Origin of the sequence: Agromyces aureus, assembly GCF_001660485.1 — a bacterium.
Taxonomy (GTDB): Bacteria; Actinomycetota; Actinomycetes; order Actinomycetales; family Microbacteriaceae; genus Agromyces; species Agromyces aureus.
Window position 1 is genome coordinate 3,915,525 of record NZ_CP013979.1, and the last position, 24,705, is coordinate 3,940,229.

The window sequence follows — 24,705 nt, forward strand, 5'->3', positions numbered from 1 at the left end:
ACGCGCCGGTCGAGGAGCGAAGCGTCTCGGGACCAGCGCCCCCGCTCGAACCTCAGCTCAGAGGTTCACCCACTCCGTCGTACCGCCGTCGAGGTGCTGGCGCTTCCAGATGGGCGTGTGTTCCTTGATGCGGTCGACGAGCAGCGCGCACGCGGCGAACGCCTGGGCACGATGGGGTGCGGCGACGGATGCCACGAGCGCGACGTCGCCGATGACGAGCGAGCCGATGCGGTGGGCCGCGGCGATCCGCAACCCGGTCTCACGCGCCACCTGCTGGAGCGTCTCGCGCAGGAAGTCCTCCGCGGCCGGGTGCGCCTCGTAGTCGAGCGCGGTGACCGACTCGCCGTGATCGTGGTCGCGGATCACCCCCTCGAACGTGACGAGCGCACCGTTCTCGGCCGAGCGCACGAAGGCCTCGATCGCGTCGCGGTCGAGCACGTCGGTCGTGACGCGGGCGAGCACGTCGGGCGCGGTCGCCTCCGGCTCGGACTGCTCGTGCTCAGACATCACGTGCTCCTTCGGCGTGGACGGTGGCCGTGGGCGGCACGATCGAGTGCGGCGCCGGGTGCGGCGTGGGGTGCGGCGTCGGGTGTGGAACCGGCCGAGGTGCGGCCTCGGAGCGCGGCGCGTGGTCGCCGCCGGCGACCTGGTCGACGAGGTGCGGCAGCAGGTCGTCGAGCACGGCGAGCCCGTCGGCGACGCCGCCCCGCGATCCGGGGAGGTTCACGACGACCGTTCGCCCGGCGATGCCCGCTCGTGCCCGGCTGAGCGCGGCCGTCGGGGTCGCGGCTCGGCCCGCGGCGCGGATCGCTTCGGCGACCCCCGGCAACTCCTGGTCGAGCACGGCGAGCGTGGCCTCGGGCGTGCGGTCGCCGGGGTTCACGCCCGTGCCTCCGGTCGTGATGAGCACGGTGGGCGAGCCGGCGACGGAGCCGCGCACGGCGTCGGCGATGTCGGCGTCGGCGACCACGACGAGTTCGGGCGCGTCGAATCCACGCGCGCGGAGCCAATCCACGATCGCGGGACCGGTCGTGTCGGGCGCCTCCCCCGCGGCAGCCCGGGTCGACGCGACGATCACGATCGCCCGGCGGCCGCCCGCGGCATCCGCCCGACCGGTCTCGGAGTGCACCGACCCGTCGGGAACGGCATCGAGCGCAGCGGTCTCGCCCGCGGCATCCGCTCGCCAGATGCCGCGCTTGCCGCCGCGCTTCTCGACGAGCCTGATGCCGCCGGTCTGCGCGGCCGGGTCGACCGCCTTGACCATGTCGTGCAGCGTCAGTGCGGCGACCGCGACGGCGGTGAGCGCCTCCATCTCGATGCCGGTGCGCGCGGTGGTCGACACGGTCGCGCGGATGGTCACGGCGGCGGCCTCGAACCCGAAGTCGATCGACACGGCGTCGAGCGGCACGATGTGTGCGAGCGGGATCAGCTCGCTCGTGCGCTTGGCAGCCTGGATGCCGGAGATGCGCGCGGTGGGCAGCACGTCTGCCTTCTTCAGCGCATCGCCCTGCACGAGCGCGACCACCTCGGCGGTCGTGTCGAGGCGGCCCTCGGCGATCGCGACCCGACGTGTGACGGGCTTGCCGCCGACGTCGACCATGCGCGCTCGGCCGTCGTCGTCGAGATGCGTGAGCGGGTTCATACCCTCACGCTAGCGACCATCGGCCGCGTCGTTAACCCGGCGACGGGTCGCGATCGCCGTTGCGGCGTTCGCGACCCGTCGGTCGAGGGTGCGGATCAGCGAGGGCTTCTGCCCGTCAGGCCGCCACGGGCGCCGCTCGCAGGAGCGCCCGCACCGAGGTCGTGCGCCGCCGCGCGACCACGAGCGTCGTGACGCCGAACGAGAGCACGGCCCAGACCGCGAGCCCGACGAAGGCCGCGCCAACGCCGGTGGTCGAGGTGAGGGCCGAGACCATGCCGTTGTACGCCGGGGCCGTGGGCAGCAGACCCGCGAGGTCGGCGAGCACGCCGGGCACGGTCGAGACGATGCCGGTTGCGACGGTGAGCACGCCGATCAGGGCCGAGACCCAACGGCCCGCCCCGCCGAACGCGGCGATGAGGCCCTGGTTGACGGCGGCGAAGGCGACGCCCGCGGCGACGCACAGCGAGGCGAAGACGAGCCACTCGCCGACGTCGTACGACGCGGCGAGCTGCACGACACCGGCGACGAGCACGCCCTGCAGGGCACCGAGGGCCGCAGCCGGCGCGAACCCGCGCAACGCGAGCATGGCCGAAGGCGACCGCGAGGTGAGCGCGCGCCGCGAGACGGCCTGCAGCACCACGAAGGTCGCGAGTCCGCCGAACCAGAGCGCGAGCGTTGCGAGCAGCGGAATCGCGGATGCCCCGAACAGCGAGCTGCCCGCACCATCGGCCTTCACGGGGTCGGCGACGACCGAGGCGAGGCTCTGCGCCTCGGCGTCGGTGTACGACGGCACGGCTTCGGACGCGGTGCGCAGGCCCGTGGCCAGTTCGCCCGTGCCGTCGGCGAGCGACTGCACGCCGGTTGCGAGCGTGCCGGCCCCGGTGGCGAGCTGATCGGCGCCCGAGCTCAGCTGCGTCGCGCCGTCGCCGAGTGCGCGTGCGCCGTCGGCCGACTGCGTCGTGCCGGCGGCGAGCTGCGTGAGACCGCCCGCGAGCTCGTCGGTCTTGGCGGCGATCTCGGTGAGGCCGGCGCTGGTGCCGGAGGTCAGGGCGGCGATGCCCGAGGACGTCGGCGCGGCATAGCCGCTGGCCGTGCCCGCGCTCTTCGCGACGGCGCCCGCAGCGGACGCGGCCTTCGCGACGTCGTCGCAGTACGCGGTCGAGGCGCCGGACGTCGCGCACTGGGCCTGCAGCGCGCCGAGCGCCTTGGCCAGGTCGAGGCTTCCGGTCGCGGCGTCGGCCGCGTTCGAGGCCGAGAGTTGCGCGGCGCCGACGAGCTCCTGGTTGTTCACGCCGGCGGCGACCTGGCGGATTCCGCCGGCGAGCGCACTCGCGCCTGAAGCGGCGCCGGCCGTGCCGTCGGCGATCGTGTCGAGCCCGCTGCCGAGCTCGCCCGCCCCGGTCGCGATGCCGCTCGCCCCGGTCGCCAGCTGGGTCGCCCCATCGGGCAGGGCCGCTGCACCGTCGGCCGCGCTCTGCGCGCCGTCGGCGAGCTTCACGGCGCCGTCGGCGGCCGTGCCGAGCTGCGTACCCAGGTCGGTGAAGCCGACGAACACGTTCTCGAGGTACGTGGTCGACAGCTGTTCGCCGAGCACCGTGGTCGCGGTCTGCGCGACCTGCGCGGTGATGGCGTCGTCGACGACGAGGCTGTCTGGCGGGGTCGAGACCTTGATGGTCGCGCGCTCGGGCGTGCCGCCGGGGGCGGTCGAGGTCGCGGCCGCCGAGAAGTTCTCGGGGATCGTGATGACCGCGGCGTAGGTGCCGTCGGCGAGCCCGGCCTTCGCGTCTTCGGTGTTCGAGAGGGTCCAGGTCAGGTTGGCGTCGTCATCGCCGGTGCCCTCGACGAGGCCGGCCGTCAACTGGCGGCCGAGCGGCACGACCTGGTCGTCGATCGTGACCGGTTCGTCGTTGTTCACGATGGCTGCGTTGAGTTCGCCGAGCCGCTCGGTCGGGTTGTAGAGCGCGGCGACGAGGATGCCGCCGATCACGACGGGCAGCAGGAGCACGCCGATGATCGTGAGCCAGGTGACGGGGCGCTTCGAGCGCGCGCGTTCGATGGGGAGCGTCATGCGTTCACCTCGGTGGTCGAGTGTGCGGGTGCCGTCGCGTTCGGGGCGACGAGTTCGATGAAGGGTGCGTCGGGGTGACCGGCCGCCGCGAGCAGCGGGAGGGCGTTCGCCGCGTCGCCGGTCGAGACCACGACGGTGACGGATGCCTCGAGCGAGGCGTCCCAGAGCACGGAGGCGAGCCGGTCGCGGGTCACCGGGTCGGTGATGCGGTCGACGCCGTCGATGACGACGATGCCGGTGCGGCCGCGGACGGCCCTGCGCAGCTCGGCCACCGGATCGTCGGCCTCGGCGAGCAGCGCGACGCCGACGTGGGCGCGCACCCAGGCCGAGCGCCCGGGCAGGAGGTGGCCGGCGACGCGCAGGCGCCCACCGGTCGAGTCGATGCGACCCGCGATCGTCAGCAGCATGGCGCGCGTGGCGATCTCGTCGGCGCCGGCGACGACGAGTGCGCCGCCCGGCTCGACCCGCAGGCTCACGCCCTCGAAGACGACGACGTCGCGCTCGACGAGCGAGAGGTCGGATGCCACGATGGCCGCCGTGGTCTCGGGTTCGGGCCAGTCGGCGAGCGCCCGCTCGCGTTCGACGGCCTCCCCCTCGATGTCGAAGTGCGGCAGCAGGCGGTCGAGCCACTTGGGCAGCCACCAGGCCTTGTCGCCGAGCAGGGCCATGACGGCGGGCACGAGCGTCATGCGCACGATGAACGCGTCGATCGCGATGCCCACCGAGAGCCCGAGCGCGATGGGCTTGAGCGAGGAGTCGCCCTCTGGCACGAACGCGGCGAACACCGCGAACATGATGACGGCCGCGGCCGTGACGACGCGGGCCGAGGCGGTGAAGCCCGAGCGCACCGCGCCGAGGGCGATGTCGCGCGGCTGGCGGCTGGAGTGGCCGTCGAGCGCACGGCGCGCGTGCACGTAGTCCTCGCGCATGCGGCTGACGAGGAACACCTGGTAGTCCATCGCGAGTCCGAACAGCACGCCCATGGCGACGATCGGCATGAAGCTGATGATCGGCCCGACCTTGGTGACGTGCAGCAGGTCGGCGCCCCAGCCCCATTCGAAGACCGCGGCGACGACGCCGAAGGCGGCGACGACCGAGAGCAGGTAGCCGGCAGCCGCCGTGATCGGCACCCAGATCGACCGGAACACGATCGCGAGCAGGATCAGCGACAGCCCGACCACGAAGACCCCGAAGGGCACGAGCGCCTCGCCGAGGCGGTCGGAGATGTCGATCGCGACGGCCGTGAATCCGGTGACCTTGAGGTCGATGCCGTACTCGTCGAGGAAGTGGTCGTGCAGCCCACGGAGCTCGCGCACCAGGTCGGCGGTGGCGGGGTCGTCGGGCGCGGTCGTGGGGATGACCTGCACGATGCCGGTGTCGGCCGTCTCGTTGGGCACCGCGAGCGCAACGGTCTCGACACCCGGCAGCGTGGAGATCTCGTCGCCGAGGTCCTGCATGAGCCCGAGCGGGTCGGTCGAGGTGACGATCGTGCCGGTGAGCACGAGCGGCCCGTTGAAGCCGGGCCCGAAGTGCTCGGCGACGAGGTCGTACGAGACGCGGGCGGGGTCGTCCTTCGGCAGCATGCCGGCGTTCGGCAGGGCGAGCGCGAGGCTGGCGGCGGGGATCGCGATGATGCCGAGGCCCAGCACGACCGCGACGGTCGTGACGACCGGATGCCGCGTCACGAGTCCGACCCAGCGCGTGGCGAATCCACGGCGTGCGGTCGCGCCGGTCGCGGCGTGCGCTTCCTGCGCCTGCGGCCCGGCGGGGGCAGCGGATGCCGCATCCGCACCGACGTGCGACGGGCGCCCGTCTGCGACATCCGCCCCCTGCTGCAGCGCACGCTGCTGCGCCGCACGCCGGCGTCCGCGCGGCTCGCGCCGCTTCCACCCGACGACGCGGCCCTTGACGAGCCCGAGGAACGCGGGCGTGAGGGTGATCGCCACGAGCACGGCGATGGCGACCGAGACGGCTGCGGCGATGCCCATGACCGTGAGGAACGGGATGTTCGCGAAGCCGAGGCCGATGAGCGCGATGAGCACCGTGATGCCCGCGAAGACGACGGCAGAACCGGCGGTGCCGGTCGCGCGCGCGGCGGACTCCTCTGGGTCTTCTCCGGCTCTCACCTGGTCTTGATGTCGCGCCATGATGAACAGCGCGTAGTCGATGCCGACCGCGAGGCCGAGCATGAGCGCGAGCAGCGGGGTCGTCGACGAGATGGTCGCGAACGCCGTCGAGAGCATGATGAGCGAGAGCGAGAGGGCGACGCCGATGACCGCGGAGGCGAGCGGCAGTCCGGCCATCCTGATCGATCGGAACGTGACGATGAGCACGAAGAGCGCGATGAGCAGGCCGACGCCCTCGGTGAGGGTGATGCCCGGCACCGAGAGCGCGAAGAGGTCGCCGCCGAGCACGACCTCCGTGCCCTCGGGCAGCGACGCGCCGAGCTCGTCGGTCATCTCGTGCAGCTTCGTCTTGGTCGACTCGGGAACGTCGGTCGCCTCGCCGTCGAACTGCAGGCGCACGAGCGCCGCGGTCTCGTCGTCGGAGATGAGCCCCGTGACCATCTCGTTGTACGGGTCGGTCACGGCGAGCACGCCGTCGAGGCCCTCGATGTCGGTGATGGTCTGCTCGATGCCGGTCTTGAAGGCGTCGTCCTCGACGCTCGAGCCGTCGGGCGCGACCACGATGAACTGCGCGCTCGTGCCGCTGGCCTGCGGGAATGACCGGTTCAGCTGCTCGAGGCCGGCCTGCGCCTCGGTGCCGGGGATCGAGAAGCTGTTGCTCGTGCCCTTGCCGAAGAGGGCGAACGCGCCTCCCGCGATGACGAGGAGGAGCAGCCACGAGACGAGCACGCGCCACGGGTGGCGGTACGACCAGCGGCCGAGCGAGTAGAGCAGAGTGGACAAGGGCAGCGCCTCCGAGCCGGATGTCAGGACAGTTCGATACAGCGCTGTATCCGATACGTAGTTGTATCGTAGATCGGAGAGGGCCTGCAAACCTGTGGCCTTCATGTGAATACGGGGGTTGAATGGCCATGGTCGAGTCCGCAGTGACCGCGCCGCGCAGTCGCGAGAACACACGGCGCAAGCTGCTCGACGCCGCCGCGCAGGTGTTCGCCGAGGTCGGGCTCGCCGCGGCATCCGTCGAGGCGGTCTGCGATCGCGCCGGGTTCACACGCGGGGCGTTCTACTCCAACTTCGATTCGAAGGACGAGCTGTTCCTCGAACTCGCCGGTCGCGTCACGCAGGGCCGCGTCGAAGCGGTCACCGCGCGCGTCGCCGAGCTCGAGTGCGACGGCGCGTTCGCGTCGAGCCAGACCGACGTCTTCGAGATCCTCGATCAGGTGCTGGATGTCTCGGCCGACGACCGGCTCGGCGTGCTCCTCATGAGCGAGATCCGCATCCATGCGCTCCGCAGCCCCGAGATGGCGGCCGCGTATCTCGAGCAGGAGGCCGAGATGCAGCGCAGCGTCGCGCAGATCGTCGCCGACATCGGGCGAGCGAAGGGCATCACGTTCCGGGTGTCGGCGCTCGAGGCGGCCCGCGTCATGCTGCTCGTCTGGGAGGGCAGCGCCGTGCGAGCGGCCATCGCCGGCGAGAACGCCGACCGCATCCATCGGGCGACGAGCACGGAGCTCGCCCTCGTCGCGCAACTCGTCATCGACGGACCGGCGACGACCTACGACGAAGACGAAGAGGAGTAGGCAGCCCCCGCCCGCGACCCGCCCGCGCCGCGACCCGCGCTCAGAGCGCGATGGTCTCCACCCTCTCGCCCGCGGCGAGTTCGGTCACGTCCTCGGGCACGACGATGAGCAGGTCGGATGCCGCGAGCGCCGCCACGAGGTGCGACCCGGGTCCGCCGATGGCCACCGCCCGACCTTGCGCGTCTCGACGCCCGCGTCGGTACTGGCGTCGTCCGGCGATCGAGACGAGCGGCTCGGCGAGCGGAATGGACTCGACGGATGCCGCGGGCAGGCCGGCGATCGCTCGCAGCGTCGGCGCGACGAACAGCTCGAACGAGAGCTGCGCGCTCACGGGATTTCCGGGGAACCCGATCACGGGCATGCCGCGGTAGGCGGCCGCGGCCTGCGGGCCGCCGGGCTGCATCGCGACCGCACCGACCCAGGCTCCGAGCGGCTCGAGCAGTTCGCGCACGACCTCGTAGGCGCCCTGCGAGATGCCGCCGCTCGTGATCACGAGCTCGGCGCCGGCGTCGCGCGCCGCATCGAGCCGGAGGCGCAGCTGCTCGACCTCGTCGCGGACGCGGGCCTCGAACACCACGACCGCACCGGCGGCCCGCACGGCCGCGGCGAGCGCGACGCCGTTCGCATCGGGGATCTCGCCCGCGCCGAGTTCAGCGCCCGGCGCGACGAGCTCGCTGCCGGTGCTGACGACGGCGACGCGCACGCGCTCGCGCACGAGCAGTTCGGTGAGGCCGGATGCCGCGGCCGCCGCCAGGTGGCGGGAGCCGAGCTTCAGGCCCGGCGGCAGCACGTCGTCGCCTGCCGCGAGGTCGGATCCGGCCTCGCGCACGTACTCGCCGGCCGCCCGGGAGCGGAGGATGCGCACGGCGCCGGCCCCGCCGACATCCGCACCGCCGGACCCGTCGCCCGTCTCGGTGTCCTCGACCGGCACGACGGCGTCGGCTCCCTCCGGCACCGGCGCACCGGTCATGATGCGCACGGCGGTTCCGGGCGCGAGCGGCGCCGGCAGACCGGGGGCCGCGGCGACCTCGCCCACGACGGGCAGGGTCACCGGGGCATCCGTCGCGCCCGCGACATCCTCAGCCCGTACGGCGAAGCCGTCCATCTGCGCGTTGCGGAACGGCGGCAGGGCGATGGGGGACTCGACCGGCGACGCCGTGATGCGGCCGAGCGCCTCGGCGACCGGCACGCGTTCGGTGGGCCTCGCACCCAGCCCCGAGAGCAGCGAGCGCACGAACGAGGCATGCTCCTCGACGCTCGGGCGCGCGCTCATCGGCTGGACTCCATGCGGTGAGACTCGGTCTGCGCGGCGGCGAAACGGATCATGCCCCGATTCTCGCAGGCGCGTCGCCGAACGCCCGAAGCGTCGGCGAGGCGTCCGAACGAACCGGCACGCGACAGCATCACGAACACATCACGCTTTCCATAGTACGAGAGATGATTTCCATAGTATGAGGAGAGTAACGTGACAGTTCCGCGAATACGGGAGAAACCATGACTCAGTTCCGCATCAGCGAAGCGGCCGCACTCCTCGGGGTCAGCGACGACACCGTGCGCCGCTGGGCCGATCAGGGCCGCCTCACGCTCGCGCGCGGCGCGAACGGCATGCAGGTCGTCGAGGGCGCCGAACTCGTCGCCCTCATGACCGAGCACGCCGGGGGCAGTGCGCTCGCCGACGCCTTCCCGCTCGCACGCACGTCCGCCCGCAACCACTTCATCGGCCTCGTCACCGCAGTGCAGCGTGACGGCATCATGGCGCAGGTCGAGCTGCAGGCCGGCCCCTTCCGAGTGGTCTCGCTCATGAGCCGCGAGGCCGCAGACGAGCTCGGCCTCGAACCCGGAGTGCTCGCCGCGGCGAGCGCGAAGGCCACCGTCGTCACGATCGACCTGCCAGAAGGAGCCAAGCCATGACCCGTTCTCCCCGCACGACCCTCCGCACCGCGACCGGCCTCGCCGCGGCCGCCCTCGTCGCGCTCGCCCTCGCGGGCTGCGTCACGAGCGGCGACGAGCCAGCCGAGACCTCTGCGCCCCCGACCGAGACCACCGCGACCCTCGAGGCCGCCGACGTCACGGTGCTCGCCGCGGCATCCCTCACCGAGGCGTTCGACGACCTCGCCGCTCAGTTCGAGGAGGCGAACCCCGACGTCACGATCACGGTGAGCTACGGCGGCAGCGGCGCGCTCGCGACCCAGATCATCGAGGGCGCCCCGGCCGACGTGTTCGCCTCGGCGGCCGAGCCGCCCATGCAGCAGGTCGTCGACGCCGGGCTCGCGACCGGCCCGGTGGTCTTCGCCACGAACACGCTCGAGCTCGTCGTTCCGGCGGGCAATCCCGCCGGCGTCACCGGGCTCGACGACCTCGCGAACCCCGACCTGCGCATCGCGCTCTGCGACGAGTCGGTGCCGTGCGGCGCGGCCTCCGCGAAGCTGCTCGCGAACGAGGGCATCACCGCGGCACCCGACACCCTCGAATCCGACGTCAAGGCCGTGCTCACGAAGGTCTCGCTCGGCGAGGTCGACGCGGCGCTCGTCTACCGCACCGACGTGAAGGCCGCGGGCGACGACGTCGAGGGCATCGAGGTGCCGGCCGCAGCCGACGTCGTGAACCGCTACCCGATCGCCGCGATCACCGACCCGTCCTCCGACGCCGACGAGGCGCAGGTCGCGGCCGCCGCGGCGTTCGTCGAGTTCGTCACGGGCGACGCCGGTCGCAAGACGCTCGACACGTACGGCTTCGGCACCCCGTAGTGGCGCGGGCGGCAGCACGCAGCACCGGGCGCCTCGCCTGGCCGATCACCGCGATCGCCGTCGTGGCGCTCGCGGTGCTCGTGCTGCCGCTCGTCGCGCTCGTCGTGCGGGCGCCGTGGGCCGACCTCCCCGAACTCCTCGGCAGCAGCGCCGTGCTCGAAGCACTGGTGCTCTCGTTCACCACGGCGATCACCGCGACGGCGGTCTGCCTCGTGCTCGGCATCCCGCTCGCCGCGCTCATCGCCCACGCCGAGTCCTGGCCCACCCTGCCGCGACGGCTGCTGCGCGCGGCCGTCACGGTTCCGCTCGTGCTGCCGCCCGTCGTCGGCGGCATCGCCCTGCTCATGCTCCTCGGCCGCCGGGGGCTCATCGGTCAGTGGCTCGACGAGACCTTCGGCCTCACGATCCCGTTCACGACGGGTGCGGTCGTCATCGCGCAGATCTTCGTGGCGCTGCCCTTCCTGGTGTTCGCGGTCGAGGGTGCGCTGCGATCCTCCGACCGGCGCACCGAGCTCGCGGCGGCCACGCTCGGCGCCTCGCGCTGGCAGGTGTTCCGCCACGTGACGCTGCCGCTCGTCGCACCGGGCGTCGCCGCGGGCGCCGTGCTCTGCTTCACTCGCGCGCTCGGCGAGTTCGGCGCGACCATCACCTTCGCGGGTTCTCTGCCCGGCACGACCCGCACGCTGCCGATCGCGAGCTACCTCGCCATGCAGACCGACCCCGACGAGGCCGTCGCGCTCGCGCTGCTGCTGCTCGCGGTCTCGGTGATCGTGCTGCTCACCCTGCGCGACCGCTGGCTTCCGGGGTCAACGGCATGAGCCTCGAGCCACGGGCATCGGATGCCGCGGGCGGCCGCCCCGGCCTCCAGGTCGACCTCGCGTTGAGCTTCGGCGCGACGCGCATCGCGGCGGCGTTCGAGGTGCAGCCCGGATGCCCGCTCGCGATCATCGGGCCGAACGGCGCCGGCAAGTCGAGCGTGCTCGCCGCGATCGCCGGGCTCGTGCCGCTCGATGCCGGCGCGATCTCGATCGGCTCCCGGCGCGTCGACGCGCTGCCGCCCGAGCACCGACGAGTGGGCGTCGTGTTCCAGGACTACGTGCTCTTCCCGCACCTGAACGTGCGCGACAACGTCGCGTTCGCGGCCCGCATGCGCGGCTCGCGCGCCGCCGCCCGCGTGGCGGCGCAACCGTGGCTCGAGCGCTACGACCTCGTGTCGCTCGCCGACCGGCTGCCGTCGGAACTCTCGGGCGGCCAGCGCCAGCGCGCGGCGCTCGCCCGTGCGCTCGCGGCCGATCCCGACGTGCTGCTCCTCGACGAGCCGATGTCCGCGCTCGACGTCGAGGTCCGCGCCGAGATGCGCACCGAGCTCGCCATCCACGTGCGCGACTTCGGTGGCGCGACCGTGCTCGTCACGCACAGCCCTGCCGATGCCGCCCGGCTCGCGGACTCCGTGCTCGTGCTCGAGGCCGGCCGGGTGACCCAGCGCGGCACGCTCGACGAGCTTCGCGCCGACCCGGCGACGCCGTACGTGCGGCGCCTGCTCGCGGCATCCGACGACTGAGCCCGCCTACCGAGGCGTGTCGGACTTCGGCGTGTCGAACCTGGTCGCGACCGGTGTCTGGAACTCCACCTCGACCCACTCGTCGATGTCGAAGTCGAGCTCGAGCACCGCGCACGTCGGCATCTCGCCGATCGACTCGGTGAGGTCGTACGCGAGGTCGGACAGGCCGGGGTCGTGGGCCACGATCATGGCGCGCCCGACCTCGTCGTCGAGTTCGCCGACGACGCGCAGGATCGTCTGCGGCGACGACCCGTACAGCCGGTCGTCGAGCTCGACGGATGCCGCGTCGAGGCCGAGTGCGGTCGCGATGAGCTTCGCCGTGGCCTGCGCCCGCAGTGCGGTGCTCGACACGATCGCGTCGGGGATCGACCCTCGCTCGAGGAGCCTCGCGCCCATCACGGGCGCGTCGCGCAGCCCGCGATCGTTGAGCGGGCGGTCGTGATCGGCGAGGCCTGGCTGACCCCAGTCGGACTTGGCGTGGCGCACGAGGATGAGCGTCTTCATGCGCCGAGTCTGCCACCGCCCGCCGAAGGCCGCATCGGCTCGCGGTCAGTGGTTCGACGCGCTCGCGGCATCGCCTCCGGCATCGCCCGCGGCGTCGTCCCTCGCGGCGAGCCCGGCCGCGAACTCGAGCACGCACAGCGCCGCGAGGCGCACCGTGCGGTGATCTGCGGCATCCGTCGTCGCATCGATCTCGACGAGGTCGGCGCTGCGCACCAGTGGGTCGGATGCCGCGGCCCGCACGAGTGCGCGCAGCTCCCACGCGGCGAGGCCACCGGGAACCGAGGCGGGGCAGGCCGGAGCGACCGACCGGTCGCACACGTCGACGTCCACGTCGAGGTGCACCGGGCCACCGGCCGCACCCGCGATGGCGAGCGCCTCGGCCATGACATCGGCCGGCGCACGGTGGTGCAGCTCATCGCGGTGGATCACCGTGATGCCGAGGTCGTGCGCCCGATGGGCATAGGCCGCGGAGTTGGCGAAGTCGGCGATGCCGATCTGCACGATGCGCGATGGATCGAGCCCGGCCTCGACGAGCCGGCGCACCGGGGACCCGTTCGAGACGCCGTCGCGCAGGTCGTAGTGCGCGTCGATCGTGACGAGACCCGCGCGGTCGAGATCGTCGCCCCAGGCGCCGAGCGCGGTTGCGACCGTCACGGAGTTGTCGCCGCCGAGCGCCATGAGCGCGCGAGCGCGACCGAGCGCCTCGGAAACGGCGGCGACCGTGCGCGCTTCGCCCTCCGGCCCGTCGGGCTCGTGGATGTCGCCGACATCGGCGATCATCAGGCGCTCGTCGAGATCGAGCACGGCGCCGCCCCGGGCGCGATCGGGCATCAGCGCGGGGCTGTACCGTCGCAGCGCCTCGCGGATCGCGGCGGGCGTCGCGTGCGCGGCGGTCGGCGACAGCGAGGTGCGCCAGGCCCCGACGCCGAGGATCGCCAGATCGACGGATGCCGCGGCAGCCGTCTCATCGAGGGCGGGCCAAGCACCGGCGCGCGGCCAGCTCGGGTCGTTCGACAACGTGGACATGGCAGCACGCTACCGAGCGCGCCGCACGGACGTCGCGTCATCGGCCCCGCTCACGTCTGCGATCCCGGACGCCGTGCGCCGGTCGAGGAGCGCGCCACCCGCGCCCCGCCGAGGAGCGCCACCCACGCCGGTCGAGGAGCGAAGCGTCTCGAGACCAGCGCCGATGCACCGGCCTCAGCTCCGCAACGCCGCCAGCAACTCCCGTTCCCGCCCGGCGGAAAGGCCCGCACCCCGCGCGCGGTCGAGCCCCTGGTCGCGTTCCCACGCGAGCGTCTCCTCGAGCAGCTGGCCGATCGGTCGCAGCACGAGCCCGGCCGCCTTCGCCGCGGCATTCGAGCGGTCCTGGAACGCGCGCCACTCGGGGTCGCGGATCCACAGGGGCAGCGACTCCGGCCCAGACCACTCGGCGACGCCCTGATCGGCCAACCACCCCGGCGACGCCGCCACCAGCTCCCCGCGGTACCCGGCTACGGCGGTCGCAGCCTCGAGCACCTCGCCGAACGTACCCCGATCGCCGACCGCGTTATACGCGCCCGTGCCGAACGCACCCGCTGCGACTCCACCCGCCGCCCCCCGCTCGGCCTGGTCGAGCGTGAACCGCACGAGGTCGTCGACGTGGATCGCCTGCACCGCATCGGCGAGCACGTCGGGCACGAGCACGGGGCCACCGTCGCGCGCGGCACGGGCGGCCCGCGCGACCCAGTACCCGCTGCGCCCGGAGGCATCGCCCGGCCCGGCGATGAGCCCGGGCCTGATCGTCAGGAACCGCTCGCCGAACACCTCGCCGTACGCGCGCTCGATCGCCGACTTCGCCTCGCCGTACGTCTCGGGCGTCGACTCGTCGGCCTCGAGCGGGGGCAGCAGCGCTGCGCGCTCGTCGGCTCCTGGCTCGTTCTGCGAGGCGTAGACGTTGCCCGACGAGATGAACGTCAGGTGCCCGACCGCGTCCGCGAGCGCCGCGGCCGCCGCTCGCGCGTAACCGGGTTGACGGGTGACATCGATCGCGGCATCCCAGTCGCGTCCGGCGACCGCCGCAGACGCATTGTCCGACGAGCGATCGGCCCGCACGAGCTCGACGCCCGGCGCGACCTCGCCGGACTCCCCGCGGGCGAGGCACACCACCCGGTGCCCCCGCGCCACCGCCTCCGTCGCGAGCGAACGTCCGAGCCATTGCGTGCCGCCGAGGATGAGCAGGTCCATGCCGTCATCCCACCACAGGGGGCGTGCCGTGGATACCCGTGTTCACGCTCCGCGAACCGATCGATTCGACCGGGATCGCATGGCGCGCACGGAAGACCGTGATAGGCAGGACGCATGGGCAGGATCACCGCACGGACGCGGGTCACACGAATCACGGTCGGCGCTCGCACGAGCCGCCGCGACGACCTCCTCGCGGTCGAGGAACCGCTCGAGATCCGGGTCGGGCGCCAGCCCCTCGCGGTCACGATGCGCACCCCTGGCCACGACATCGATCTCGCCGTCGGCTTCCTCGTCTCCGAGGGCGTCGTCTCGAGCGGCGACCAGGTCGCCGGCGCCATCCACTGCGCCGGTGCCGACGGTGAGAACACGTACAACGTCCTCGACCTCACGCTCGCCAGCGGCATCCCCCAGCCGGATGCCGCGGCGCGGCGAAGCACGTACGTGTCGAGCTCGTGCGGCGTCTGCGGCAAGGCGAGCATCGAGGCCGTGCACACGCGCACCTCGCACCCCGTGGCCGACGCCGACCTGCGGGTGGATGCCGAGACGCTCGCGCGCTTCCCCGAACGCCTGCGCGCGGGTCAGGAGATCTTCGAGAAGACCGGCGGCCTGCACGCGGCCGCGCTCTTCGACGGGCGCACCGGCGAGATGATCGTGCTCCGAGAAGACGTCGGGCGGCACAACGCCGTCGACAAGGTCATCGGCTGGGCGGCGCGCGAAGGCCTGCTCCCGCTTCACGGCCTGGTCCTGCAGGTGTCGGGCCGAGCGAGCTTCGAGCTCACGCAGAAGGCGACCATGGCCGGCATCCCGGTGCTCGCGGCCGTGTCCGCACCCTCGTCGCTCGCGGTCGAGCACGCGAAGCAGGCCGGCATCACGCTCGTCGGGTTCATGCGCGGCGACTCGATGGTCGTCTACGCGGGCGACGAGCGCATCACCATGCCGTCCCCGCCGGATGCCGCGCCCACCGCGGGCCCCGTCCCCGGCCACGTCACGGCGGGCTGACGTGACGAGTGAACCGACGGCCGACGTCGTACCCGAGCCGTATCCCGACCTCGAGGTCGGCCACAACAAGTCCTGGGCGGTCGGCGCCCCCGGCATCCTGCACTCCATGGAGCCGGCCCTGAAGCACATGGGCCTCTCCCGCACGGCCCGACTCGCGCTGGCGATCAACCAGAAGGACGGCTTCGACTGCATGAGCTGCGCGTGGCCCGACCCCGGCCACCGCAACGTGCTCGAGTTCTGCGAGAACGGCATGAAGGCGACGACGTGGGAGGCCACTCCGATCACGGTGCCGCGCTCGTTCTGGGCCGAGCACTCGCTGACCTCGCTCCTCGCCCGCGACGAGTACTGGCTGGGCCAGCAGGGCCGGCTCACCGAACCCGTCCACAAGCCGGCCGGTTCCGACCACTACGAACCCATCTCGTGGGATGCCGCGTTCGACCTGATCGCCGACCACCTCAACGGTCTCGACTCAGCCGATCGCGCTGCGTTCTACACGAGCGGTCGCACGTCGAACGAGGCCGCGTTCCTCTACCAGCTCTTCGTGCGCGCCCTCGGAACCAACAACCTGCCCGACTGCTCGAACATGTGCCACGAGTCCACGGGCACCGCGCTCGGCGCGACCATCGGCATCGGCAAGTCGACGGTGGCGTACGACGACTTCGGCAAGGCCGACCTCGTCATCGTCATGGGCCAGAACCCCGGTACGAACCACCCCCGCATGCTTACGGCCCTCGAGGAGACGAAGCGCAACGGCGGCCGTGTGGTCTCGGTCAACGTCCTCCCCGAGGCCGGGCTGGTTCGCTACAAGAACCCGCAGAAGGTACGCGGTATCCTCGGCAAGGGCACCGTGATCGCCGACCGCTTCCTGCAGATCCGCTCCGGAGGCGACATGGCGCTCCTCCAGGCCGTGTCCAAGCGCGTGCTCGACGCCGAGGAGCTGGCCCCGGGAACCGTGCTCGACCACGCGTTCCTCGAGGAGCACACCGTCGGACTCGACGCCCTGCGCGAGCACCTCGCGTCCCTCGACGAGGCCGCCGTCGCTGCGGCCACCGGACTCACGGCGGACGAGATCGACGCCCTCGCGGCCGAGTACCTCGCCGCCGATCGCGTCATCATCACGTGGGCCATGGGCCTCACCCAGCACAAGAAGGCCGTGCCGACGATCAAGGAGATCGTCAACCTGCTGCTGCTGCGCGGCAACATCGGCAAGCCCGGCGCCGGCGCCTCGCCGATCCGCGGACACAGCAACGTGCAGGGGGACCGCACGATGGGCATCTGGGAGCGGATGCCCGAGACCTTCCTCGCGGCGCTCGAGCGGGAGTTCGCCTTCCCGGTGCCGCGCACGCACGGCGCGGATGCGCTGCACACGGTGCACGGACTCCGCGACGGCGACCTCGACGTGTTCATGGCGCTGGGCGGCAACTTCGTCGGCGCGATCTCGGACACCGCCGTCGCCGAGGCTGCGATGCGGGGGGCGAAGCTCACCGTGCAGGTATCGACGAAGCTCAATCGCTCGCACGTCGTGACGGGGGAGGAGGCCCTGATCCTCCCGACCCTCGGCCGCACCGAGGTCGACCTGCAGGGCGACGTGCCGCAGTTCGTGTCGGTCGAGGACAGCGTGTGCGCGGTGCACGCGAGCCACGGCGCCATCCCGCCCGCTGCCGACGGCCTGCTCTCCGAGATCGCGATCGTCTGCCGCCTCGCAGACGCGACCCTGGGCGGACGTCACGACATCCCCTGGCGCGAGTTCGAGGCCGACTACGACCTGATCCGCGACCGGATCGCGCGCGTGGTGCCCGGCTTCGCGACGTTCAACGTGGACATCCGCAAGCAGGGCGGCTTCATCCTGCCGAACGGGCCGCGCGACGAGCGCCGCTTCGACACCGTCGCCGGCAAGGCCATGATCACGGTGAACGAGCTCGAGCACATCGAACGCCCGGCCGGCCGGCTGATCCTGCAGACGCTCCGCTCGCACGACCAGTTCAACACCACGATCTACAGCCTCAACGACCGGTACCGCGGCATCAAGAAGGGACGCGACGTGGTGTTCGTGCACCCCGACGACCTGGCGGACCTCGGCCTGGACGACGGCGACCGGGTCGACGTGGTCGGCGAGTGGCCCGGACAGCCCGACCGCGTCCTCGCGAACCAGCGTCTCGTCGCCTACCCGACCGCACGCGGATGCGCCGCGGCCTACTACCCGGAGGCGAACGTGCTCGTCCCCCTCGAGAGCGCGGCCGAGGAGTCGAACACGCCCGTCTCGAAAGCCGTGATCGTGCGCCTCGTGCCGCGCAGCTGAAGCCTCAGGACGCCTCGAGTCGGAACGCACGAAGGGCCGCCCCAGTGGGGCGGCCCTTCGTTCGCACCTCCGAGGAGGTTGGTGTGTGTTAAATGCAGGAAGGCCACCCGTTGGGGTGGCCTTCCTGGTAATGGTTGTCCGGCGGTGTCCTACTCTCCCACAGGGTCCCCCCTGCAGTACCATCGGCGCTGCGAGTCTTAGCTTCCGGGTTCGGAATGTGTCCGGGCGTTTCCCTCGCGCTATGGCCGCCGAAACTCTTGCCACAACCGGCACCATCCCTGGGGGGTGGTGGGTGTGTAGTCTCGGTGAACCTCATCGGTGCGTGTGCTGGTGCCGGCCCGGTGGTCCGGGGGCGCCTGCTCAGGCACGATGGGTGTCGTGTGTTGAGTTGTGTGTTTGTGTTTCCGTCTGTTGGGAACCACAGAGTGGACGCGAGTCATCAGGCCACACACACGCCTTTTACGTGAATGAACACTTTCGTGTGTGTGTAGTGAGGTTTCAAGTTATCGGCTTATTAGTACCGGTCAGCTCCGACAGTCGTTAGTCCTGTCTTCCACATCCGGCCTATCAACCCAGTCGTCTGGCTGGGAGCCTCTCCCCCAATGGGGATGGAAATCTCATCTTGAGGCCGGCTTCCCGCTTAGATGCTTTCAGCGGTTATCCATCCCGAACGTAGCTAACCAGCGGTGCTCCTGGCGGAACAACTGGCACACCAGAGGTTCGTCCAACCCGGTCCTCTCGTACTAGGGTCAGATCCTCTCAAATTTCCTGCGCGCGCAGAGGATAGGGACCGAACTGTCTCACGACGTTCTAAACCCAGCTCGCGTACCGCTTTAATGGGCGAACAGCCCAACCCTTGGGACCTACTCCAGCCCCAGGATGCGACGAGCCGACATCGAGGTGCCAAACCATGCCGTCGATATGGACTCTTGGGCAAGATCAGCCTGTTATCCCCGAGGTACCTTTTATCCGTTGAGCGACAGCGCTTCCACAAGCCACTGCCGGATCACTAGTCCCGACTTTCGTCCCTGCTCGACCTGTCAGTCTCACAGTCAAGCTCCCTTGTGCACTTACACTCGCCACCTGATTGCCAACCAGGTTGAGGGAACCTTTGGGCGCCTCCGTTACTTTTTGGGAGGCAACCGCCCCAGTTAAACTACCCACCAGGCACTGTCCCTGAACCGGATCACGGTTCGAAGTTAGATATCCAGAGTGACCAGAGTGGTATTTCAACAATGACTCCACCAACACTAGCGTGCCAGCTTCACAGTCTCCCACCTATCCTACACAAGCCACACCGAACACCAATACCAAGCTGTAGTAAAGGTCACGGGGTCTTTCCGTCCTTCTGCGCGTAACGAGCATCTTTACTCGTACTGCAATTTCGCCGAGTTCGCGGTTGAGACAGCTGGGAAGTCGTTACGCCATTCGTGCAGGTCGGAACTTACCCGACAAGGAATTTCGCTACCTTAGGATGGTTATAGTTACCACCGCCGTTTACTGGGGCTTAAATTCTCAGCTTCGCCTTGCGGCTAACCGGTCCTCTTAACCTTCCAGCACCGGGCAGGCGTCAGTCCGTATACATCGTCTTGCGACTTGGCACGGACCTGTGTTTTTAGTAAACAGTCGCTTCCCACTGGTCTCTGCGGCCCTGCAGCGCTTCCCCAAGCAAGTTGGTTCACGCCTTAGGCCCCCCTTCTCCCGAAGTTACGGGGGCATTTTGCCGAGTTCCTTAACCACGATTCTCTCGATCTCCTTAGTATTCTCTACCTGACCACCTGAGTCGGTTTGGGGTACGGGCGGCTGGAACCTCGCGTCGATGCTTTTCTCGGCAGCATAGGATCACCCACTTTTTATCCGCATCGTGTCTCAGCCATCATGAGCGACGGATTTGCCTATCGCTCGGCCTACGCACTTGCCCCGGGTCAACCATCGCCCGGGTTGGGCTACCTTCCTGCGTCACACCTGTTAATACGCTCACTCCACCAGATGGGGTCGCATGCCGCCTCACGATCGTCCCCGAAGGGATCCACGCGTCTTGGGATGCTTAGCACTCCTGATTTCATGTGGGCGGTTCTTCGCCGGTACGGGAATATCAACCCGTTGTCCATCGACTACGCCTGTCGGCCTCGCCTTAGGTCCCGACTTACCCAGGGCAGATTAGCTTGACCCTGGAACCCTTGGTCTTCCGGAGGACGGGTTTCTCACCCGTCTTTCGCTACTCATGCCTGCATTCTCACTCGTGTGGCCTCCACGGCTGGTTTCCACCGCCGCTTCACTGCCCACACGACGCTCTCCTACCCATCAACACGGCTGGACCACGAAGGCCTACCTGTAATGTCAATGCCACAACTTCGGTGGCGTGCTTGAGCCCCGTTACATTGTCGGCGCGGAATCACTTGACCAGTGAGCTATTACGCACTCTTTCAAGGGTGGCTGCTTCTAAGCCAACCTCCTGGTTGTCTGTGCAACTCCACATCCTTTCCCACTTAGCACGCGCTTGGGGACCTTAGTTGGTGGTCTGGGTTGTTTCCCTCTCGACGATGAAGCTTATCCCCCACCGTCTCACTGCTGCGCTCTCACTTACCGGCATTCGGAGTTTGGCTGACGTCAGTAACCTTTTAGGGCCCATCGGCCATCCAGTAGCTCTACCTCCGGCAAGAAACACGCAACGCTGCACCTAAATGCATTTCGGAGAGAACCAGCTATCACGAAGTTTGATTGGCCTTTCACCCCTATCCACAGCTCATCCCCTCCATTTTCAACTGAAGTGGGTTCGGTCCTCCACGACGTCTTACCGTCGCTTCAACCTGGCCATGGATAGATCACTTCGCTTCGGGTCTAGGACCTGCGACTGAATCGCCCTATTCAGACTCGCTTTCGCTACGGCTGCCCCACACGGGTTAACCTCGCCACAGATCACTAACTCGCAGGCTCATTCTTCAAAAGGCACGCTGTCACACCTACAAGGGTGCTCCAACGGTTTGTAAGCAAACGGTTTCAGGTACTATTTCACTCCCCTCCCGGGGTACTTTTCACCTTTCCCTCACGGTACTTGTCCGCTATCGGTCATCTGGGAGTATTTAGGCTTATCAGGTGGTCCTGACAGATTCACGCGGGATTTCTCGGGCCCCGCGCTACTTGGGATACCTCTCCGGCCGGCCAGGCATTTCGACTACGGGACTCACACCCACTCCGGTCCGCCTTTCAATGCGGTTCGTCTATACCTGACGCGTCACCGTGACTGCACGGCAGTACAGTCCGAAAGGTCCCACAACCCCGACCATGCAACCCCTGCCGGGTATCACACATGGCTCGGTTTAGCCTCTTCCGCGTTCGCTCGCCACTACTTACGGAATCACGGTTGTTTTCTCTTCCTGTGGGTACTGAGATGTTTCACTTCCCCACGTTCCCTCTACCCGCCCTATATATTCAGGCGGGAGTCACCAGGTCACCCAAAGGGCCTGGCGGGGTTTCCCCATTCGGAAATCCTCGGATCACAGCTCGTTTATCAGCTCCCCGAGGCTTATCGCAGATTACGACGTCCTTCTTCGGCTCCAGATGCCAAGGCATCCACCGTTTGCTCTTAGAAACTTGAAATCACATGAGTTCGATCGAATTCGTATCCGACACCGAAGTGCCGGAGAAATTGACCAGTGAACACACCAAACAACACCCCGAAGGATGCCATTCAATGCGATTCACCTTTTGTGAAACAGGACAAAGTCCTGCTTCTAAGATGCTCGCGTCCACTATGTAGTTCTCAACAGACGGCCAGAACCCCCACACCCACCGAATCATCAACCATCGGCTTCGTGAAGGTCTGAAGAAACCATCACCCCCGACACCGAAGCATCAGAGTTTGTCCGGTCCCTCAGGACCCAACAGCGTGCAACATGCCCGACCCGCCGAACCCAGCCGTTCCAACCCCCGAAGAGGCGTACTAAACCAGACCCATTGGCCCGAGCATCTATGTTCAATGTTCCACCCATGAGCGACCAGCGAGCCACAAAGGACCCGATCCGGCCTGCACTGCAGAAACCCGAAAGCTTCTGAGTTGCTCCTTAGAAAGGAGGTGATCCAGCCGCACCTTCCGGTACGGCTACCTTGTTACGACTTAGTCCTAATCACCGATCCCACCTTCGACGGCTCCCTCCACAAGGGTTAGGCCACCGGCTTCGGGTGTTACCGACTTTCATGACTTGACGGGCGGTGTGTACAAGGCCCGGGAACGTATTCACCGCAGCGTTGCTGATCTGCGATTACTAGCGACTCCGACTTCATGAGGTCGAGTTGCAGACCTCAATCCGAACTGAGACCGGCTTTTTGGGATTCGCTCCGCCTTACGACATCGCAGCCCTTTGTACCGGCCATTGTAGCATGCGTGAAGCCCAAGACATAAGGGGCATGATGATTTGACGTCATCCCCACCTTCCTCCGAGTTGACCCCGGCAGTCTCACATGAGTTCCCACCATTACGTGCTGGCAACATGCGACGAGGGTTGCGCTCGTTGCGGGACTTAACCCAACATCTCACGACACGAGCTGACGACAACCATGCACCACCTGTAACCGAGTGTCCAAAGAGTTCCACATTTCTGCGGCGTTCTCGGTCATGTCAAGCCTTGGTAAGGTTCTTCGCGTTGCATCGAATTAATCCGCATGCTCCGCCGCTTGTGCGGGCCCCCGTCAATTCCTTTGAGTTTTAGCCTTGCGGCCGTACTCCCCAGGCGGGGCGCTTAATGCGTTAGCTACGACACGGAAACCGTGGAAAGGTCCCCACATCTAGCGCCCAACGTTTACGGCGTGGACTACCAGGGTATCTAATCCTGTTCGCTCCCCACGCTTTCGCTCCTCAGCGTCAGTTACGGCCCAGAGAACTGCCTTCGCCATCGGTGTTCCTCCTGATATCTGCGCATTCCACCGCTACACCAGGAATTCCATTCTCCCCTACCGCACTCTAGTCTGCCCGTACCCACTGCAGGCTGGAGGTTGAGCCTCCAGATTTCACAGCAGACGCGACAAACCGCCTACGAGCTCTTTACGCCCAATAATTCCGGACAACGCTCGGACCCTACGTATTACCGCGGCTGCTGGCACGTAGTTAGCCGGTCCTTTTTCTGCAAGTACCGTCAAGGAGCAAGCTCCCCTTCTTCCTTACTAAAAGCGGTTTACAACCCGAAGGCCGTCATCCCGCACGCGGCGTTGCTGCATCAGGCTTTCGCCCATTGTGCAATATTCCCCACTGCTGCCTCCCGTAGGAGTCTGGGCCGTGTCTCAGTCCCAGTGTGGCCGGTCACCCTCTCAGGCCGGCTACCCGTCGACGCCTTGGTGAGCCATTACCTCACCAACAAGCTGATAGGCCGCGAGTCCATCCCAGACCGAAAAAACTTTCCACCCCAAACCATGCGGTCCAGGGTCCTATCCGGTATTAGACGTCGTTTCCAACGCTTATCCCAGAGTCCAGGGCAGGTTACTCACGTGTTACTCACCCGTTCGCCACTAATCCACCCAGCAAGCTGGGCTTCATCGTTCGACTTGCATGTGTTAAGCACGCCGCCAGCGTTCGTCCTGAGCCAGGATCAAACTCTCCAAAAAAAATGGTTCCCAACACCGAAGTGTCAGGGAGTTTGTTCACTGACAGAGAAACAACTGACTCTAAAAATCAAATTGTCCATCAATCAAAGGAATCCCACCACCGAAGTGGATGGGGTTCAAAAAATTGGCATTGAACATAGTGCACGCTGTTGAGTTCTCAAGAACCAGACGCCAACAAAACAACCAACCCACCAACGTGAGCAGCCATTCAGGGCAACCTGTACAACCTACCATCACCGGACCCGGCAACCAAATCTGCGAACAGACCCGGACACCACGCGAACGAGTCGCGATCGTCAGGAAATGGGGGTTATCATTCTAGGCTTGAAATCACCGAGTCGCATTGTCTGCGCCTTCGAGGTTATTTGGCTAGAACCACCGCACACCCGGCTGATCTGCGCTTCCGCTTCTCAGCCGCCGTTGCGACATGTAAGAACTTACGCGGACGGGACGCCCGACGCCAAATCAGCCACGCAGCCCGGGCGTGTCGCACCTCTGAACGTGCGGCCGACGGCGCGGCGGCCGAGGGTGCGCGACCGGCGATCGACGTGCGCCACCGGCATCCGCTCGCTCGATCCGACCGTCGCGAAAAGCCGTTTCATCCGTGTTCATCCTTCTGAGTGAGCGCTCATTCAGTTATGATCTCGGCATGACCGAACGAACACGACGGGCGAAGCCCATGAGCCGCGACGAGCGGCGTGCGTCGATCATGGACGCGGCGGTTCCACTGCTCGTGCAGTACGGGCGCGACGTGACGAGCAAGCAGCTCGCCGAAGCGGCCGGCGTCGCCGAGGGCACCCTGTACTCCGTGTTCGCCGATAAGGACGAGCTCATCCACGACTCGATCCACCGCCACATCGAGGCGACGTCGATGGTCGACGCGATCCGCGAGATCCCCGAGTCCACCGACCTCGACGGCGTCATCCGCGCGATCGTCGAGTTGACGCAGCACCGCACCGAGCAGATCTTCGCGCTCGTCGCGATCCTCGGCTTCCACGAGCGAACCCCCGAGCACGCCAAGCGTCGTCCGCCCGACAACGAGCCCGTCATCCAGGCGATCGCCGACGTGCTGCTGCCGCACCGCGACCGACTCACGGTCACTCCCCGTCGCGCCGCGCAGTTCATCCGATACGCGACCTTCTCGATGACCCATCCGATGATCACGAACGGCGAGGTCGTGCCGGCCGACGAGATCAGCGCGCTGCTGCTGCACGGCTTCTCGGTCGCAACCGGTGCCGCCACCACGACCGCCTCCGCCGACGAACGCCGCGCCGCGGCATCCGCCACCGCATCACCCGACGTCGTCACCCCGATCAGCCCCGCCACCGCACCCCTCACTGCGTAGAAAGCCGCAT

16 protein-coding genes and 3 rRNA genes are annotated in these 24,705 nt (G+C 68.3%); 8 read left to right on the top strand and 11 right to left on the bottom strand.

The annotated features are described in order from the left end of the window. Positions 1-57 precede the first annotated feature (57 nt). The 4 genes from ATC03_RS17500 to ATC03_RS17515 all read right to left on the bottom strand — a co-directional run bounded on the left by ATC03_RS17500 (position 58) and on the right by ATC03_RS17515 (position 6,619). Positions 58-507, bottom strand: a complete 450-nt coding sequence (locus ATC03_RS17500) for a molybdenum cofactor biosynthesis protein MoaE (RefSeq protein WP_067879925.1) — start codon at positions 505-507, stop codon at positions 58-60. Further along, positions 500-1,642, bottom strand: coding sequence for a bifunctional molybdenum cofactor biosynthesis protein MoaC/MoaB (gene moaCB, locus ATC03_RS17505; RefSeq protein ID WP_067879928.1), 1,143 nt, complete (start codon positions 1,640-1,642; stop codon positions 500-502). Before moaCB ends, ATC03_RS17500 begins: the two co-directional genes overlap by 8 nt. A 115-nt stretch (positions 1,643-1,757) precedes the next feature. Further along, positions 1,758-3,710: a YhgE/Pip family protein gene (locus ATC03_RS17510; RefSeq protein WP_067879931.1), complete on the bottom strand. Its 1,953-nt coding sequence runs from the start codon at positions 3,708-3,710 to the stop codon at positions 1,758-1,760. Further along, positions 3,707-6,619 carry an efflux RND transporter permease subunit gene (locus ATC03_RS17515; protein WP_067879934.1) on the bottom strand — a complete coding sequence of 971 codons (2,913 nt, stop codon included), beginning with the start codon at positions 6,617-6,619 and terminating at the stop codon, positions 3,707-3,709. Before ATC03_RS17515 ends, ATC03_RS17510 begins: the two co-directional genes overlap by 4 nt. Positions 6,620-6,747: 128 nt before the next feature. Between ATC03_RS17515 and ATC03_RS17520 the strand changes: the two genes are divergently transcribed. Further along, a complete protein-coding gene (locus tag ATC03_RS17520) occupies positions 6,748-7,416 on the top strand; it encodes a TetR/AcrR family transcriptional regulator (protein ID WP_152031005.1) in 669 nt (222 codons plus the stop codon). Positions 7,417-7,456: 40 nt separating this feature from the next. Here ATC03_RS17520 and ATC03_RS17525 read toward each other — a convergent pair whose 3' ends face one another. Next, positions 7,457-8,689, bottom strand: a complete 1,233-nt coding sequence (locus ATC03_RS17525) for a molybdopterin molybdotransferase MoeA (RefSeq protein WP_067879940.1) — start codon at positions 8,687-8,689, stop codon at positions 7,457-7,459. 221 nt (positions 8,690-8,910) lie between these two features. On the opposite strand from ATC03_RS17525, the gene ATC03_RS17530 reads away from it, so the two are divergent. Genes ATC03_RS17530 through ATC03_RS17545 form a run of 4 tightly spaced genes read left to right on the top strand, consistent with a single transcriptional unit; the run spans position 8,911 to position 11,724 of the window. After that, the gene (locus ATC03_RS17530; RefSeq protein ID WP_067879943.1) at positions 8,911-9,327 is read left to right on the top strand and encodes a TOBE domain-containing protein; all 417 of its coding nucleotides are present in this window, start codon (positions 8,911-8,913) and stop codon (positions 9,325-9,327) included. After that, positions 9,324-10,163, top strand: coding sequence for a molybdate ABC transporter substrate-binding protein (gene modA / locus ATC03_RS17535; protein ID WP_067879946.1), 840 nt, complete (start codon positions 9,324-9,326; stop codon positions 10,161-10,163). Before ATC03_RS17530 ends, modA begins: the two co-directional genes overlap by 4 nt. Further along, the gene (modB, locus tag ATC03_RS17540; protein ID WP_067879949.1) at positions 10,163-10,981 is read left to right on the top strand and encodes a molybdate ABC transporter permease subunit; all 819 of its coding nucleotides are present in this window, start codon (positions 10,163-10,165) and stop codon (positions 10,979-10,981) included. Before modA ends, modB begins: the two co-directional genes overlap by 1 nt. After that, positions 10,978-11,724, top strand: a complete 747-nt coding sequence (locus ATC03_RS17545) for an ABC transporter ATP-binding protein (protein ID WP_067879952.1) — start codon at positions 10,978-10,980, stop codon at positions 11,722-11,724. The genes modB and ATC03_RS17545 overlap by 4 nt, the downstream gene beginning before the upstream one ends. Positions 11,725-11,730: 6 nt before the next feature. Here the strand turns inward: ATC03_RS17545 and ATC03_RS17550 are convergent, their stop codons facing one another. The 3 genes from ATC03_RS17550 to ATC03_RS17560 all read right to left on the bottom strand — a co-directional run bounded on the left by ATC03_RS17550 (position 11,731) and on the right by ATC03_RS17560 (position 14,454). Continuing rightward, a complete protein-coding gene (locus ATC03_RS17550) occupies positions 11,731-12,228 on the bottom strand; it encodes a SixA phosphatase family protein (protein ID WP_067879954.1) in 498 nt (165 codons plus the stop codon). A 45-nt stretch (positions 12,229-12,273) separates the two neighbouring features. After that, positions 12,274-13,254, bottom strand: a complete 981-nt coding sequence (locus tag ATC03_RS17555) for an arginase family protein (protein WP_067879956.1) — start codon at positions 13,252-13,254, stop codon at positions 12,274-12,276. 174 nt (positions 13,255-13,428) lie between these two features. Further along, positions 13,429-14,454 (bottom strand): NAD-dependent epimerase/dehydratase family protein, encoded by a 1,026-nt coding sequence (locus tag ATC03_RS17560; RefSeq protein WP_067879958.1) that lies wholly within the window; start codon positions 14,452-14,454, stop codon positions 13,429-13,431. Between the two features lie 114 nt (positions 14,455-14,568). On the opposite strand from ATC03_RS17560, the gene fdhD reads away from it, so the two are divergent. Together fdhD and ATC03_RS17570 are read left to right on the top strand one after the other, a co-directional pair. Next, positions 14,569-15,453: a formate dehydrogenase accessory sulfurtransferase FdhD gene (gene fdhD, locus ATC03_RS17565; RefSeq protein ID WP_067879960.1), complete on the top strand. Its 885-nt coding sequence runs from the start codon at positions 14,569-14,571 to the stop codon at positions 15,451-15,453. Between the two features lies 1 nt (position 15,454). Then, the gene (locus ATC03_RS17570) at positions 15,455-17,752 is read left to right on the top strand and encodes an FdhF/YdeP family oxidoreductase (RefSeq protein ID WP_067879962.1); all 2,298 of its coding nucleotides are present in this window, start codon (positions 15,455-15,457) and stop codon (positions 17,750-17,752) included. Positions 17,753-17,888: 136 nt separating this feature from the next. Here ATC03_RS17570 and rrf read toward each other — a convergent pair. The 3 genes from rrf to ATC03_RS17585 form a co-directional block, all read right to left on the bottom strand. Then, positions 17,889-18,005, bottom strand: a 5S ribosomal RNA gene (gene rrf / locus ATC03_RS17575). A 241-nt stretch (positions 18,006-18,246) separates the two neighbouring features. Next, positions 18,247-21,352 (bottom strand): 23S ribosomal RNA (locus ATC03_RS17580). A gap of 468 nt (positions 21,353-21,820) precedes the next feature. Further along, positions 21,821-23,350, bottom strand: a 16S ribosomal RNA gene (locus ATC03_RS17585). The 16S, 23S and 5S rRNA genes sit together here, the layout of an rRNA operon. Before the next feature lie 649 nt (positions 23,351-23,999). On the opposite strand from ATC03_RS17585, the gene ATC03_RS17590 reads away from it, so the two are divergent. Further along, on the top strand, positions 24,000-24,695 hold the full coding sequence (locus ATC03_RS17590) for a TetR/AcrR family transcriptional regulator (RefSeq protein WP_084003595.1): 696 nt from the start codon (positions 24,000-24,002) through the stop codon (positions 24,693-24,695). Positions 24,696-24,705: the final 10 nt, after the last annotated feature.